Here is a 15,446-nt window from a genome sequence, read left to right on the forward strand (position 1 = left end):
GCACCGGTCCTGACCCTGATGGACCAGGACCCTTGACGCCCGATGACGACCGACCAACAATCAGCGTGAGCAGTCCCACTGTGGTTGAGGGCGCACAAGCGGTCTTCACCGTCAGTCTGGACAAGGTCTTGACCACGGCTGTGAGTTTCACACCGTCTTTGAGCAACGGCACCGCAACAATTGGCACGGACACCTCTGCTGCCAACACCCTGGAAGTTTCGACCGACGGCGGCACGACCTGGACCACTGTGACGGGAGCAGTCACCATTGCCGCTGGCCAGACCTCACTACAACTGCGTCTGGGCACGACCGACGATACTGTTTTTGAGACATCGGAGACATTCCTGCTATCTACCGGGGCACTTACCGGGACACTCACCAGCAATGCCACCATCGTCGGGACGGCCACCATCACCGATAACGACAAGGCACCAGTGCCACCGCCATCGCCACCGCCACCGCCTGTGCCTGTGCCTGTGCCTGTGCCTGTGCCATCACCACCGCCACCGCCACCGCCACCGCCACCGTTCGAAAACTTCAGTTCTGCTCTGGTCACAACGGCCTTTTCGCTGGCCACGATAGACCGGTCCAATCTTCCGCTGGGAGATTTTTTGACGAGTTCATCAGGCTTCCGGATTGTGGTGAATGAGGGACCTACGCCGAGTCTTACCGTGTTCCGCGGGATCACAGATCAATTTATTGAGGCGAATCAACCCACCCGTTTCGCTCTGCCAGCGGATACGTTTGTTCATACCAAGGCCGATGCCACGGTGACAGTTGTTGCCAAACTTGCCGATGGACAGGACCTGCCGACCTTGATCCAGTTTGACGCCCGCACAGGTGCCTTTCAGGTGACTCCTCCGCCCGGCCTCAATGATGAGTTGCAGATCAAGGTGACCGCGACCGATGCCGAAGGCCGGGAGGCCAGCGCGATTTTCACGCTCACGATCGGAGAGGGCAAGCCGAAGCTCCAGGGTCGCAGTGGCCTGAGTGAGCAGATCAAACTGGCGGCCCAACGGTCGTCACCACTGGGCGAACTGGTGCGCATGCAGGACGCCAAGGCGAATGCAGAGAAGCAACAGGTTCGCCGTGAAACTGCTGTATCGCGGCAAGCTGCTCCTGTTTGATGTCTGAGCCGAGTTCGTCCGTGCCGGGCGCGGTACTGGCGCTGGCGACGCTTCTTGACCTTTCGCGTCGGGCGCGGCGTGCCGGCAGCGCGCGTGAGCTGGGCTTTTTGCTGGTGAACGACAGTGTTGCACTGGCACCTTACCGGCAGGCGGCGTTGTGGTTGCCCAACGAGGGGCTGTACACGCTGTCAGGATTGATTCAGGTGGAGGCCAATGCGCCTTATGCCCTCTGGTTAGAGCGGGTGTGCGCACACCTTGCGGTGCAGCCCGCCGATTTGACCCGCACGCTAACGGCCGCTGACTTGCCACCCGAGCTTTCCCTGCAGTGGGCTGAGTGGTGGCCCGAGTACGCGCTGTGGTTGGCGTTGCCGGCTGAAAGCACCGGCTCAAACGGTGGCAAGGCCTGCAGTTTGTTGTTGGTGGACGATTCGCCCTGGCCAGCCGAAACTCAAACCTTTTTGCGGGAGTGGGTTGACACCTGGTGGCACGCGTTTCGGGCGCTGTACCGGCCGCGCCTGTGGTCATGGCGGGCTGCATCCAACGGATTTCAAGCTGGTCTGGCACCAAAGCCCGGCCGCCGCTGGTGGAGGCAACCCCGGTGGCAGTGGGCAGCGCTGGCAACGGTCGTGGCGGTATTGCCGGTGCGTCTGACGGTGTTGGCTCCGGGTGAATTGGTGCCAGCGCATCCAGTCGTGATCAGGGCGCCTTTGGACGGCGTCGTTGATGTGTTTCATGTGCAGCCCAACCAGCGGGTTAAAAAGGATCAACCCTTGTTTGGCTTTGACGAGGCGCTGATCCAGAGTCGCCTTGAAGTGGCGAATCAGACCCTGATAACTGCCGAGGCCGAATATCGCCAGACATCCCAGCAAGCTTTAACGGATGCCAAGTTTCGGCCGCAGTTATCACTTCTCACGGGCAAGATCGACGAGAAACGAACAGAGGTGAATTTTTTGACAGAGCAGCTGACCCGTGCCCGCGTGTTGGCGCCGCGGGACGGCGTAGCCTTGTTTGATGACCCGACCGAATGGATTGGTCGCCCCGTGGCAGTGGGCGAACGCATCATGCGGATAGCCGCCCCCAAAGATATTGAAGTGGAAGCCTGGCTGCCGCTGGCAGACGCGATTGCGCTACCGCCCGGCGCACCAGTGGACCTCTACTTGAACGCCAGCCCGTTGTCGCCGGTGTCCGCGACGCTGCGGTACATGGCGCATGACGCGGTGCAGCGGCCTGACGGCAGTTATGCCTACCGTGTGAGGGCATCATTGGCAGAGCCTACGGACCACCGTGTCGGCTTGAAAGGCACAGCAAAACTGCACGGACCCCGGGTACCGCTGATTTACTGGGTATTTCGACGCCCACTGGCCAGTCTCCGCGCGACGCTGGGTGTATAGCCAATGAACCTGCCGCGATTGCGTGAAGAACTGGCCTTGCTGCCTGGCCCGGTATTGGCCGATGGCCAGAGCAGCTGGACCTTGCACGACCCCGTGCGTAATCTTTTTTTCCGGATTGACTGGCCCACGTTTGAAGTTTTGCGACGATGGTCAGCCGATGATCCGTCGGTCATTGCGGCTGACGTGTCAGCTGCTACAGCGCTGCAATTGGAGGCCGCAGACGTGTTGGGCGTGGCGAAGTTTTTGAGCGGCAACCAGCTGGTGCGGCCCGAGGGGCGGCAAAGTGCCAGCCAACTGGCTGGCCGCCTGGCCCAGATGGAGGGCAGTGCGTGGAAATGGCTGCTGCACCATTACCTTTTTTTTAGGGTTCCGCTGTTGCGCCCGGATGCCTGGCTGAGCCGCTGGCAGGGGGTGGCTGGTCTGTTCTTTACCCGCACCTTCGCATGGCTCACGCTGGGGGCACTTCTGCTCGGTTTATCACAGGTAGCGCGGCGCTGGGAAAGTTTCACCGCTTCGCTGGTGGACACCTTTAACTGGGAAGGCCTGGCAGCCTACGGCGCGGCACTTTTCGTGGTGAAGTTGCTGCACGAACTTGGCCACGCCTTCACCGCCAAGCGCCTGGGCTGCCGGGTGCCAACCATGGGGGTTGCGTTTTTGGTCATGTGGCCAGTGGCCTATACCGACACCAACGACACATGGCGGCTTACGGACCGCCTGCAGCGCTTGCAAGTGGCAAGCGCCGGTATCGTCACCGAACTGATCATTGCGGCCTGGGCAACGCTGGCGTGGGCGCTGCTGCCTGATGGCGCCCTGCGCTCAGCCGCCTTTGTCCTGGCTACCATCAGTTGGGTGGCCACGTTGGCCATCAACGCCAGCCCGTTCATGCGGTTTGACGGCTACTTCATTTTGTCGGATTGGCTGGATTGGCCCAATTTGCATGAACGAAGTTTTGCCCTGGCCCGTTGGCAACTTCGCGAGCGGCTGTTCAACCTGGGCGAAGAGCCGCCGGAGCACGTGTCGCCATCGCGCAGGGCAAGTCTGATTGCGTTTGCCTGGGCAACGTGGATTTACCGGTTGGTTTTGTTTTTGGGCATTGCACTGCTGGTGTATTACTTCTTCTTCAAGCTGCTGGGCGTGCTGCTGTTCGCAGTGGAAATACTGTGGTTCGTGTGGTGGCCGATTCGACGTGAATTGCGGGCCTGGGGTGAACGATGGCCCGTGATTCGCAGCCGGCGCCGTAGTCGCGTCAGTGCTGCACTGGCCCTGGGCTTCATCCTGCTATTGATGGTTCCCTGGCCGGGTCGGGTGACTGCCAGCGGGATCTTGCGGCCCGCCGAAGTTTGGCCGCTGTATGCCCCTGCTGGAGCCCGTCTGGAAGCGCTACCCTTCCGGGAGGGAGCGCGTGTGACAGAGGGCAGCGTGCTGCTTCGCCTTCATGCGCATGACTTGCAGATGCGCCGCGCCACGATGCTGGCCCGTGTCGACAGTTTGCGATGGCAGGCTGCTGCCTCTGGTTTCAGCGAAGAGGCGCGCAACCGTTTGCTGGTGAATGAAGAAACACTGACGACAGCCCAGACCGAGCTGGCAAGCGTAGAGACCGAACTGCTCCATTACGCGCCTCGAGCACCGTTTACTGGGCAACTGCGTGACCTGGATCCCGACCTGGAAGTGGGGCAGTGGATTGCCCGCAAGGAAAAACTAGGACTTCTTGTGCGGGAAGATGGCCGATGGCTGGTGGAAACATGGCTCGATGAAACCGCGGTGCAGCGCGTGAAGCCCGGGGACGTAGCGCTCTTCATAACCGACGGGGGCCAGAGTACCGCCCTGCAGCTGAAAGTGGCCACTGTAGACAGCGATGCCACGCGAGTGCTGCCGCGCCCTGAATTGGCAGCCCAGTTGGGTGGTCACTTGTTGACCCGGGAAAAAAATGGCCAACTGGTGCCAGAACGCGCCATCTACCGGGTCACACTGCTGGTCGAGTCCAACTCCCCGGCACTCGCTGTTGTGGGCGGGCTGTCCTGGCGCGGCAAGCTCACCATTCATTCCAATTGGGAGGCGCCCGCCTGGCCGTATCTGCGCCAGGCGGTCGCCGTACTGGTGCGCGAAATCGGGTTTTAAGTCTGGCAACAGACGGGATTGTGGGTGTTGACCAAGGCGCCATGCCGGTGATTACCTTGTGCTTGACCGGAAATCCCATTCCTTCAATGAGGGCGATGCCTTGTCGCCAATGAAAATTTTCAGAAGATCTGTGGTGGACACCTCCTGCGTACTAATGAGTATTTACCGGCATTTTGGCCAAAATCTTCGTTGAATAATGTTGACCAAATTTGGTGCCAAACCAGTCTCTAAACGGGTTTGGTTTTGCTATCCCCAAGACCGCACCCTGTTGCAGCAAATCACCCCACTCAAAGTCGAGCGCGTGGTGCTGTACGCGCGATCGCATTGAGCCGGCCTGTCTGTCTGTCTGTCTGTCTGTCTGCTGTACCAGATGAAGTCTTGGGCCGATGCCGCTCGCGCCGGCATCGTCGTGTCTCGCCTACTGCAGCGTGTGGCGCGGAAGGTTGATCGTGAAAATGCATCCGGTGCCGGGTAAATCCTGCACGCTCAACGTGCCATCGGCGTCTTCGACAGAGTGACGGGCAATCGAAAGCCCGAGACCCAGACCTGACCTGTCTTCACTGCCTTGGGAGAATGGGGCAAACGTCCTCTCGGCATCCCCATGAGGCAATCCTCCACAATGGTCTTTCACGTCGATTAGAACGCGCGGCCCGAGGGCATAGGCTCGCACCGTGACCTCGGTAAATGGGTGCGTGAACTTGAACGCGTTTTGAAGCAGATTGGCCAGCGCCGCCAGCATCAAGTCCCGGTTCACAGAAATTCCCAGCAGGGGGTCTACGGCTGCGACCGTCAGCGCACAGTCGCGGGCCTGCGCATAAAGTGAGGCGGCATTTCTGGCATCTTCTATAAAAGAAGCGAGTGAAAACACCTGAAGTTAGGTTCGTGACCCGGCCTTTGCCCGTACGTCGTCGAAGGCCCGGTCAATCAGGGTCTTCAAGGCAGCCAGGCTTCTCTTCAGTATGGCACCCGTGGCACCAGAGATGGGGAGCGTCCCCAGTTCAAGGGCACTGAGTGCAAGTACCGCCGTGGAAAGCGAATTCCGCAACTCGTGCACCAGAAACCCCATGCGTTCATTGCTTTCGGCGTCATGCTGGCGGTCGATGGCGGCGTCTCGCTGGAAGCTGAACTCTGTTACCGCATCGGCTATCGCATTGTCGAGGCAACGGTTCAACGTACGGAATTCCTCGATGCCAAATGGCGCTTCCAGCTCGAAGGCCAGATCAGTGATCGCCTGGCAAAGGTCACCGTAATCATGAACGACCTGATCGACGGAAAACCCGAACTCCAGGAGCTGCTTTCCATGCGCAGTGGCGGTCACGCCCATTTCAGACAGATTCGGTTGATCTCCTCCGGATGCGCCAGAGATTCGGAGGCTCTTTTCGGGCTGGCCGTCTTCTTCAGCCTGAAGCGTTCTCTCCAGCTGCTTCAGAAAGATGGGTATGCCGTTTGTGAGCTGTTCGGGCGTGGCGGCACGCCGAGGTCTTCGCGCAACCTTGGCTTTGCACCGTTCGATCAGATCGTCACGGTTGGTAGCCAGGAAATCGCTCATCATAGGAACTGCCTTTGGTGGTTGAGGCGTCTGAGCGCGCCATAACTGATCGCCAAAACCTCCCCGGCCCTGACGGCGGTTTGCCTGGGCACAAAGTTAACAGAGGCTTTCTTTAAGTTCTGTGCGACACCGCACAGAATGCCACAGGCGGTTGCCGGGCGAGCCGCTGGCCGGCGGTGCGTGGGGGCGGCGAGTTTTAGGCGCGGTTCTCCGGTCGGTCATTACATTTTCATACGCCGATTCGGCGAGCCTTTACCGTCGCGGCTGCGGCTTGCTGTATGGTCAGGAAGTGGCTTTCATCTATGCAGGGCGCTGATCGTGACGCTTCGCAAGCTGCGCGCCCCGACTCCCTAAGGCAAGTCTTCGCAGTCGGCTCGGCATCAAGGTCGGATTTTCAGAGGTGATCAGATGGAAATGGAAGACTCAATTTTCAATTCTCTTCTCAAGTGCACCAAGGCCTTGCCGGTTGCGCTGGGTTACCGTGATCTTTTGACACGCCTTCATTCCGAGCGTGTACAAGGTCTTTCTGCGCAAATTGGGGAATATTTTGGCATGTCAAATAATGAGATGAATGTTCTGAATATTGCCGCTTTGTTTCACGACATAGGCAAGATCGGAATACCCGACCACATCCTGTTGAAGCCTTCTCAATTGGACGACGCTGAGTGGGAAATAATGAAACAGCACTCCGAAATCGGAGAGAAAATAATGGGCGCAACAGAACTCGAGGGCTCACAACAGGTAGCTCTGGTGATTCGTCACCACCACGAGCATTACAACGGTCTGGGCTATCCAGACAAACTTTCAGGCGAAAATATTCCAGTTTGCTCCCGGATAATTTCCATCGCTGACAGCTACGACGCGATGGCCGTGTCAAGGCCATACCGTCGCGCGCGAATGCACCTGGAAATCATGACTGAACTCCATGAAGAAACAGGCAGCAAACACGATCCAGAACTGATGCGGGGCTTTTGCGAGGTGATTGAATCCAGCAAATTCAAGGCGGCAAAAATCTGACCATCAATCGACGTGGACACCCAGCAGCGTTCCGCGGCTTCGCCGCTTCACCCTTTGTTGGCCGTCGGTCATTTCCAACGTTAAGCCGCACAAGCGGAGACCAGGAGGCGCGATGAAGCAGGCGGCTGTCATACGATCCATGCGGGCAGAAGACATTGCCTCGGTGCTTGAGATTCAATCCTGCTGCTACGACGAGACGAGGCTGCCCTGAATTGCAAGCCGATCCGGAGCCTGCCAGGTCAAACCAGCGACTGACAGGGGGCCAGACAAGAAGGTCGGCGCGTGTGATGCGCTCCCTGGTCTGTCATTGCGGACCCCGGATCGGAGTCCGGGGCAGGCCCGATCCGCCATCCATGTGGGACTTCCTTGCCAGCAGGTTCTTGCGGCATGGATCCCGGGTCAAGCCCGGGATGACAGCAAAGTAGGGTGGAAAGGGGGGCGTGCTATCAAGTAAAATCAGCCGCCAGCCCATATGTGGCGGGCGTAGCCAGCTATTAAATAGGTAGCATTCCGGCGCATTCCAGTAACGCCACTGCGCTGCCTTTGACCTTCCACAAGGCCGGGCTGGCCTGCGCAGGCGAGAATCCAAGTTTTGAACTGCCCATGCTCGGACTTCTGCCTTCCTTTCTTCGCGGCGTGATTGCGCTGTTTCTGCTGGTCATCAACACGCTGTTCTGGTGCACGCTGCTGTTCGCCGCGTCGCTGGTCAAGCTGGTGCTGCCTTTCAAGGCGGTGCGTGTGCGCATCGACCCGCTGCTCAACGCGATTGCCACCGCCTGGATCGCCTGCAACAGCGGCTGGATGCGGCTGACCCAGCGCACGGCGTGGGACGTGGCCGGCGTGAATGCGCTGCGTTACGAGGGCTGGTACCTGGTCAATGCCAACCACCAGTCCTGGGTGGACATTTTTGTGCTGCAGCATGTGCTGAACCGGCGCATTCCCATGCTGAAGTTTTTCCTCAAGCAGCAGCTGATCTGGGTGCCGGTCATCGGCCTGGCCTGGTGGGCGCTGGACTTTCCCTTCATGAAGCGCCACACCAAGGCCGACCTGCGCAAACACCCCGAGCGCCGCCTGCAGGACCGCGAAGCCACCAAACGTGCCTGCGAGAAGTTTGCGTTGGTGCCCACCAGCGTGATGAACTTCGCCGAGGGCACACGTTTCACGCCCGCCAAACACGCCGCCCAGGCTTCGCCTTACCGGCACCTGCTCAAGCCCAAGGCCGGCGCGCTGGCGCTGGCGGTCAACGCCATGGGCGAAAAATTCCACTCGCTGATCGACGTGACCATCGTCTACCCCGCGGGTGCGCCTTCCTTCTGGCAGTTTCTCTGCGGCCAGGCGCCCAAAATCATCGTGCGCGCGCAGCAACTGCCAATTCCCCCGGAATTCAGCGAGGGCGACTACACCGCCGATCCGGTGTTTCGCATGCGTTTCCAGCAGTGGCTCGGCGACCTGTGGGAGCGCAAGGACCAGCAGATCGGCATGCTGCTCCAGCAGGGCTGAGATTCCAGGGTTCAGATTGGGATTGTAAGTAAAATAGGTCGCCAGCCCTTGTCTGGCGGGCGCCGGCAGCTATCAATTCAGGAGTTTTCGACGCCCGGAAAATCCGCTAACCCCCGACAGACCCTGACGCCGGGACGGTTCGCTCAGGCCGGCGCCGGGTCGGCCGGATGCGCCTCGGCGAGCACGCGCTGCAGGGTCTGCAGCACTTCGGCGTTCGAGGTCTGGGCTTTGACCAGCACGGCAGCGAACCGGGCGGCTTTGGCACGGTTCAGGGCCGTGGCCGAGAACACCACCACCGGCGGCGGCTTGTCCAGCGCCTCGATGTCTGCCAGCACCTCCCAGCCGGAAGCACCACGCAAGGCCAGGTCCAGCAGCACCAGGTCGAATTGCTGCTCCCGCAGCCGCGCGCGCGCTTCCGCGGGCGAGGCGGCAAACTCGAAGACGGCGAAGTCCTGGGCGATGGCGGCCGTGATGCGCTGCATGTCGAAGTCGTCCTCAACATGCAGGATGCGCGGCTTGCCTTCGGCCATGCGGGCAATGGCAAGGCGAAGTGCGAGGATCAGCTGGTTCTCGTTGATCGGTTTGTCCAGCCAGTTCGAGACGTTCAGCGGCAGGCTGTTGCACTCGATCTGGCCTTCCGCGGCCGCGGCCGACACCACGACGATGGGCAAGTCGCGCGTGTGCGCTTGCCCGCGCAAGGTGCGGATCAGCGTGACCCCGCTCTGATCGGGCAGACCCAGGTCCACCGTCATCGCTGCGTAGCTGTTTTTCTCCAGAAAGGCCAGTGCCATGGCGGCGGTGTAGGCCCGGTCCACGTCAAAACCGCCTTTTTCGAGCATCAGGCCGATCACGTGGGCAATGTCGCGGTCGTCTTCGCACACGAGAATGCGCGGACGGATGCCGGCCGGCTGGGTGGCGGCGAGTGTTGCCACGGGCTGGTCGTCAGGTTGTGACCATGACGCTTGCGGCAGCTCAAAGAAAAAGGTGGTGCCCGTTCCGGCTTCACTCTCGAAACCCATGCTGCCACCCAGGCGTTCGATGATCGCCCTCGAAATATTCAGGCCCAACCCGGTGCCGCTGTTCTGGCGCGTGTCGGACGAGTCGGCCTGCGAGAACTTCTGGAAAATGCGCTTGCGGAACTCGTCGGGAATGCCGGGGCCGTGGTCGCGCACCTCGACCCGCACGCCCAAGCCGGCGCGCGACACATGCACTTCCACCGTCTCATCGGGCGGTGAGAACTTCATCGCATTGGACAGCAGGTTGGTCACCACCTGGGTCAGGCGGTCGCTGTCCGCGTGGACCAGCAGGGTCTCGTCGGGGCAAACCAGGCGCAGCCGCACGTTTTTTGCGGCGCCAAAACCTTCATTGGCCGCCAGCGCCTGCACCAGCAGGGGTTTGAGCGCCAGCACCTGCAGGTCGAGCTGCATCTTGCCGGACTCGATCTTCTCGATGTCCAGGATGTCGTTGATCAGGCGTATCAGGCGTTCGCAGTTGTTCTTGGCAATCTCCACCAGCGACTTGACGGCGTCGGGCAGCTGCCCGGCCACGCCACCGGCGATCAGTCCCAGCGAGCCGCGAATGGAGGTCAGCGGTGTGCGCAATTCATGGCTAACGGTGGAGACGAACTCGCTCTTGATGCGGTCCAGTCGCTTGAGTTCGGTGACGTCGGTCGCCATCGAATAAAAGCCGATGACCCGGCCCTCGTCATCACCGTCGCCATACCGCGGGAAGTAGTTGACAACATAGTCACGTGGGTCGCCGCGAGGGTTGTTCCGGGTGCGCTCGTAAACCACCGGATAACCCGCCATGACCTGTTCAACCTGGGGGATCGTGGCTTGATAAATCTTTTCGCCCAGGACTTCGCGCAGGTGTTTCCCCTCGATCTGCTCCGAGGACAGCCCCAGCGCCTCTTCATAGGCCCGGTTATGAAAGCGGAAGCGCCCATCCGCATCGACGTAGGAAAGCAGGGCCGGCAAGGTGTCGGTGATGTCGCGCAATTGCGTTTCGCTGTTGCGCAGCAGGGCATTGGCCTCAAGCGCGGCTTTTTCCGAGTGAACCAGTTTGCGCACAAGCGGCGCGACCAGAACATTAAGCAGCAGCATGCCAACGATCGCCAGCCCCGCCAGCAGGGGCAGGATGTACTTGAGTTGGGCGTAGATGGGCGCGTACAGCTCCTTCTGGTCGATCTTGAGCACCATCCCGAAAGCGAAAGGCGCAATGGGCGCGTAGGCCGCCACCACCTGTTCGCGCCGGTAGTCCCGGGCGACGATGATGCCGGTCTTTCCGAGCAGGGCGTGGTTCATCGGCAGGGCCTGGCCCTCGACAATCCGCGCAACGCGCTTGAACCCGGTACCGGACAAGCGCCCCAGAAAACAGTTCATGTCCTTGCCGCCGTCGTCCAGCGGCGCGCAGACCGCGAATTCGGCACTCTGGCCGATGGCGGCCACATCGCCAAAGACCCGGGTCAACAAGGGCAGGGCGGTCTCCGTCTTGACCTCGCCCACGCGAAGACCCTGGGGGTCGAGAATGTCCAGGCGCGTCTGAACAATGAACTTGCCGTTCCAGACCAGGAAAGCGCGGTCCTTCTGGCTCAGCACCACGTGTTGCTCGTCACTGCGCGAAAAACTGCCGGCGCGGGCCACTTCACGACCCCGCGCATCATGAAAGGACAAACCATTGAAACCGGTGGGCAGAAACGAGGTGGCGGCCTGCTGCATCGCCAGCGTTGCCGCGGCATCGTCCGGCGCAGCCCCGAGAACCCGCAGGTTTTGCACCAGGAAAGGACGCGTCGCCACGGTGCGCGCGTCGGTCAGGGCCTGGTTGATCTGGCTTTCAAACAAGCGGGCATTGCTTTGCAGCGCTGCCTGCAGGCCGCGGCTGAGAACAGACGCTGTCTGTCGCTCCATGACGGCATACACGGCGATACCTGCTGCCAGATTTGCCACCAGAAGGATGATCCCGCCGATGAGGCAGATCCGGCGGTCTTGACGCAATGTAAACAAGGGGTTCTCTCTCCGTGTCAATGCCTTGATTATCCAGCGTTGTCGCATCTGTGCAGTGCCTTCACGCGCAAAAGCGTGTCAGGAAAAGCGCCGGCTTCATATTTGGGCCCGCTTCTTCCCGGGCGCGTCTGCGTCCGGCCGGCGGCTGGTCCTCGTTATGATCTTGCCCGGGGCGCTTCCTGCCGTCTGCCCCCGCCGACTGTCATGCACCGGGCCGCACCCTGCTGCTGCCGCGTGACTTCCCTTTTTTTTGACGACCCAGCCCTTCATGCGTGGAGGGATGGAGACGTTTTTTGCCAGCCATCCCTGACGAATTCACCATGAACATCACGGTCAACCAAGAACTGCTTGCCTACATCGATCCGCTGACCGCCGACGAACGCGAGGCCCTGGAGCGCAGCCTGCTGGCCGAAGGTTGCCGTGACGCGCTGGTGTTGTGGGGCGACGTGCTGGTGGACGGCCACAACCGCCACAGCATCTGTACCCAACACGGCATCCCTTTCCATACCGTGCAGAACAGCCATTTCAAATCCATTGACGACGTGCACCTGTGGATGATTGACCAGCACCTGGGGCGGCGCAGCGTGTCTGACTTCCAGCGCGGCGTGCTGGCTCTGCGCAAAAAAGACATCCTGGCCGCACGCGCGCAAACGTCGGTCGATGTGCCTCCTGCGTCTGGCCAGGCACCAGACGCCCCGACCCCGGCACCCGAACCCCTGCTGACGCGCGACGCGGTGGCCAAGGCGGCCCGCATCAGCAGCAACACCATCAGCCAGATCGAGAAGATCCAGAAGTCGGCCGCCCCCGAACTCATGGCGGCGGTGAAGTCCGGTGCGATTTCCATCAACGCCGCGGCCACCGTGGCCTCGCTGCCGGTCGAAGCCCAGGTGGCCGCCGCCGCCGGCGGCCGCAAGGAACTGCAGCAGGCCGCCCGTCAGGTGCGCGCAACCCGCGCCGTGGCACGCACCGAACCCGAATCGCCCGAGGGTGTGATTGCACGGCTCAGGCAGACCATCAGCGAACTGATGGCGGAAAACGCCGCCCTCAAGGCGCAGCTGGCCGGGCAAAGCCGGTGAGCCGTCTGCACAGCGGGTTTGCCTCTCATCTGTTTTTATGAGTTAAATGGGCCTCCAGCCCTTATGCAACGGGCGCAAGCAGCTATCAAATAAAGAGCATTCGGGCGTCACCAGCCCTGCCACACCAGCCAGCCGCCCAGCACCAGCAACCCGCCCAGGAAGCAAGCACGGAAGCCGTCCTGGCTCAGGTCGTCGCGCAGGTTCTGGCCCAGCCACATGCCCAGCATCGCAGGCAGCAGCATCAGCAATGACTGCGCAGCCGAGTCGGCATTCAGGTGGCGGCTGCCGGCCAGCGCCCCGGCCAGCGCGAGTGTGGAGACCGTGAACGACAAGCCCAGCGCCTGCGTCAGCTCGTCCTTCTTCAGCCCCAGCGCCTGCAGCCAGGGCACGGCCGGCAGCACAAACACGCCGGTCGCCGCCGTCAGCAGGCCGGTCAGCGTGCCGATGAGGCCGGACAGGCCCGCTTCCCGCTGCGGCCTGGGTGGCGGCAGGCGCAAGCCCGCCAGCATGGCCAGCGCATAGGCGACCAGGCTCAGGCCCAGCCACAGCATCGCGTGCCCGCCCGGTGTGGCCATCCAGCCGCGCCCCAGCCAGACGCCCAGGCAGACGCCCGCCATCATGGGCCACAGCCGCTTGACTAGCGCCCGCAGGTGCCCGCCGCGCGACATCTGCCACAGGTTGGTCACCAGCGCAGGCAGCACGAGCAGGGCCGCGCCTTCGGCCACCGGCATCATCAGCCCCAGCAGACCCATGGCCACCGTCGGCAGGCCCATGCCCAGCACGCCCTTGACGCCGCCCGCTGCGAGAAAGACAAAACTCACCAGCATGAACTCGTGGACGTCGGGGACAAACATGCCTGCTCCTCAAATGTGGGATTGCAGTGTGGCCCGATATCGCCGCCCTGACCATCTGTCTTTGCTTGAGGTAGGCTCAGCGCTGTGTGTAGCCACCGGTGACCGAGATGCGTTTCGACTGGACCGACCTTCAGCTTTTTGTGCACGCCTGCGAGGCCGGCAGCATGACGGCCGCCGCCAGCCGCTCGCACCTCACGCTGGCCGCCGCCAGCGCACGCCTGCGCGGCATGGAAGAGCAGGCCGGTGTGGCGCTGCTGCTGCGCCATTCACGCGGTGTGCGGCCCACGGCGGCCGGCGAAGCACTGCTGCGCCACGCCCACGCCGTGCTGGCGCAGATGGCGCAACTGCGCGGCGAACTGGCCCTGCATGGCCGCGGCGCCCTCGGAAAAATCCACCTCATGTGCAACACCTCGGCCCTGGTGCAACACCTGCCGCCGCTGCTGGCGGCCTTTCTTCGAGAACACCCGTCGATCGACACCGTGGTGGAAGAAAGCGCCAGCCCCCTCACCGTGCAGGCCGTGAGGCAAGGCGCCACCGACATGGGCATTGCTTCGGATGCAGAAGACATGACCGGGCTGCAAACCGCCTTCTTCTGCAAAGACCCACTGGTGCTCGTGTTGCCGCGCGGGCACGCGCTGGCGCGTAGCCGCTCGGTGGCTTTTGAACAGGTGCTCGATCTTGAGCTGGTGGGCTACAGCGCTTCGAGCGCCTTGCACACTTACCTGAGCCTGCAGGCGGCCCAGCTCGGCAAGCCCATGCGTGTTCGCGCCAACCTCGGCAGCTTTGAGGCGATGTGTACCTTGGTGGAGCAGGGCGTAGGCGCGGCGGTGGTGCCGGCTGCTGTGTTGGGGAAGGACGTCAGCAGCAGGCGGCTGACGGTGCGGCCTATTTCGGATGCCTGGGCCAAGCGATCGCTGGTGTTGTGTGCACCGGTGGATCTGGTGGAGTCGCAGCCGGCTGGGCGGCTGTTTGAATTCTTGAAGATGACCGTTGGCGGCGGGAAATAGCTCGCCAAAGTCTGTTCATGATGAGTGGCTTACCTGCAGAAGTGGTGAGTCACTGAAAAATAATCCATTTTGGACGATTCGATACTGTGCAACTTACTGCCAATTACTAGCGGTAGATACATTTATGGTTTCGGCATAACTACTCAAATTGGAGAGTGACATGACTTTTGCGGACTGGGTACTTATTTTTACTACGCTGATGGCGCCACTGCTTGCAGTGCAGACACAAAAATTACTTGAGCGTAAACGCGATGATGGAAATAAAAAACTTTGGATTTATAAGACTCTCATGAGCACACGCGCTGCAGGTGTCTCCCCTGCACACGTACAGGCGCTCAATTCGATTGATCTGGAGTTTCAAGGAAAAGCGTACGAAGTAGTGCGAACAGCCTGGAAAATTCTTCTCGATCATTTGGGCAGCTATCCCACAGAAGACAACGTTGTTCGAGGGCCAGCATGGGAGGAAAAAAGAGGTGATCTACTCGCTCAGTTGCTTTTGCAAATGGGAAGGACGCTGGGCTACAACTTTGATGAGGTGCACATTAAAAAAGGCATCTATTCTCCCGTAGCTCATTCCAGAATTGAAAATGAAAACCAACTGGTACGAGAAGGTGTAATTTCATTGCTACAGGGAGAACGCCCACTAAAGATGGATGTAGTAGGTTTTCCCGTTGCACCACAGGCTGCCGTTGAGGGTGAGAAGATTAGAAAAGGGTTGATAGATATGCTAGACGGTAAAAACGCTCTGAAGGGGGGTGTCTGAATTTCTGTGTGTGAGGCGAGATTGCCTGCCCGAGGTTTGGGC

At 60.9% G+C, this 15,446-nt stretch carries 12 protein-coding genes; 8 read left to right on the plus strand and 4 right to left on the minus strand.

The window, feature by feature from the left end:
* From PSV40_RS06860 to PSV40_RS06870, 3 genes are all read left to right on the plus strand, one after another.
* On the plus strand, positions 1–1,127 hold a 1,127-nt coding region (locus PSV40_RS06860; protein ID WP_300535932.1), incomplete at its 5' end, for a putative Ig domain-containing protein.
* Positions 1,127–2,518 carry an HlyD family efflux transporter periplasmic adaptor subunit gene (locus PSV40_RS06865; RefSeq protein WP_300535935.1) on the plus strand — a complete coding sequence of 464 codons (1,392 nt, stop codon included), beginning with the start codon at positions 1,127–1,129 and terminating at the stop codon, positions 2,516–2,518. The genes PSV40_RS06860 and PSV40_RS06865, both read left to right, overlap by 1 nt.
* Positions 2,519–2,521: 3 nt before the next feature.
* A complete protein-coding gene (locus PSV40_RS06870; protein WP_300535937.1) occupies positions 2,522–4,636 on the plus strand; it encodes an HlyD family efflux transporter periplasmic adaptor subunit in 2,115 nt (704 codons plus the stop codon).
* A 418-nt stretch (positions 4,637–5,054) separates the two neighbouring features.
* Here PSV40_RS06870 and PSV40_RS22820 read toward each other — a convergent pair whose 3' ends face one another.
* Both PSV40_RS22820 and PSV40_RS22825 read right to left on the minus strand, forming a co-directional pair.
* Entirely contained in the window at positions 5,055–5,504 is a 450-nt protein-coding gene (locus PSV40_RS22820) for a HAMP domain-containing sensor histidine kinase (RefSeq protein ID WP_366914969.1), read from the minus strand.
* Between the two features lie 6 nt (positions 5,505–5,510).
* The gene (locus PSV40_RS22825; protein WP_366914970.1) at positions 5,511–6,185 is read right to left on the minus strand and encodes a hypothetical protein; all 675 of its coding nucleotides are present in this window, start codon (positions 6,183–6,185) and stop codon (positions 5,511–5,513) included.
* 408 nt (positions 6,186–6,593) lie between these two features.
* Here PSV40_RS22825 and PSV40_RS06880 point away from each other — a divergent pair, with 408 nt between their 5' ends.
* Complete coding sequence (locus PSV40_RS06880) at positions 6,594–7,202, plus strand: HD domain-containing phosphohydrolase (protein ID WP_300535939.1); 609 nt, start codon at positions 6,594–6,596, stop codon at positions 7,200–7,202.
* 603 nt (positions 7,203–7,805) lie between these two features.
* The gene (locus tag PSV40_RS06885; RefSeq protein ID WP_300535941.1) at positions 7,806–8,702 is read left to right on the plus strand and encodes an acyltransferase; all 897 of its coding nucleotides are present in this window, start codon (positions 7,806–7,808) and stop codon (positions 8,700–8,702) included.
* A gap of 143 nt (positions 8,703–8,845) precedes the next feature.
* On the opposite strand, the gene PSV40_RS06890 is transcribed toward PSV40_RS06885, so the two are convergent.
* Positions 8,846–11,647 (minus strand): ATP-binding protein, encoded by a 2,802-nt coding sequence (locus tag PSV40_RS06890; RefSeq protein WP_300535943.1) that lies wholly within the window; start codon positions 11,645–11,647, stop codon positions 8,846–8,848.
* Positions 11,648–12,024: 377 nt separating this feature from the next.
* On the opposite strand from PSV40_RS06890, the gene PSV40_RS06895 reads away from it, so the two are divergent.
* The gene (locus PSV40_RS06895) at positions 12,025–12,780 is read left to right on the plus strand and encodes a hypothetical protein (protein WP_300535954.1); all 756 of its coding nucleotides are present in this window, start codon (positions 12,025–12,027) and stop codon (positions 12,778–12,780) included.
* 107 nt (positions 12,781–12,887) lie between these two features.
* On the opposite strand, the gene PSV40_RS06900 is transcribed toward PSV40_RS06895, so the two are convergent.
* Positions 12,888–13,634 carry a sulfite exporter TauE/SafE family protein gene (locus PSV40_RS06900; RefSeq protein ID WP_300535946.1) on the minus strand — a complete coding sequence of 249 codons (747 nt, stop codon included), beginning with the start codon at positions 13,632–13,634 and terminating at the stop codon, positions 12,888–12,890.
* Positions 13,635–13,741: 107 nt separating this feature from the next.
* Here PSV40_RS06900 and PSV40_RS06905 point away from each other — a divergent pair, with 107 nt between their 5' ends.
* Both PSV40_RS06905 and PSV40_RS06910 read left to right on the plus strand, forming a co-directional pair.
* Positions 13,742–14,641 carry a LysR family transcriptional regulator gene (locus tag PSV40_RS06905; protein ID WP_300535949.1) on the plus strand — a complete coding sequence of 300 codons (900 nt, stop codon included), beginning with the start codon at positions 13,742–13,744 and terminating at the stop codon, positions 14,639–14,641.
* A 160-nt stretch (positions 14,642–14,801) separates the two neighbouring features.
* The gene (locus tag PSV40_RS06910; protein ID WP_300535952.1) at positions 14,802–15,404 is read left to right on the plus strand and encodes a DUF6680 family protein; all 603 of its coding nucleotides are present in this window, start codon (positions 14,802–14,804) and stop codon (positions 15,402–15,404) included.
* The last annotated feature ends 42 nt before the right edge of the window (positions 15,405–15,446 follow it).

Source organism: Polaromonas sp. (assembly GCF_029945925.1).
Lineage (GTDB): Bacteria > Pseudomonadota > Gammaproteobacteria > Burkholderiales > Burkholderiaceae_C > Polaromonas.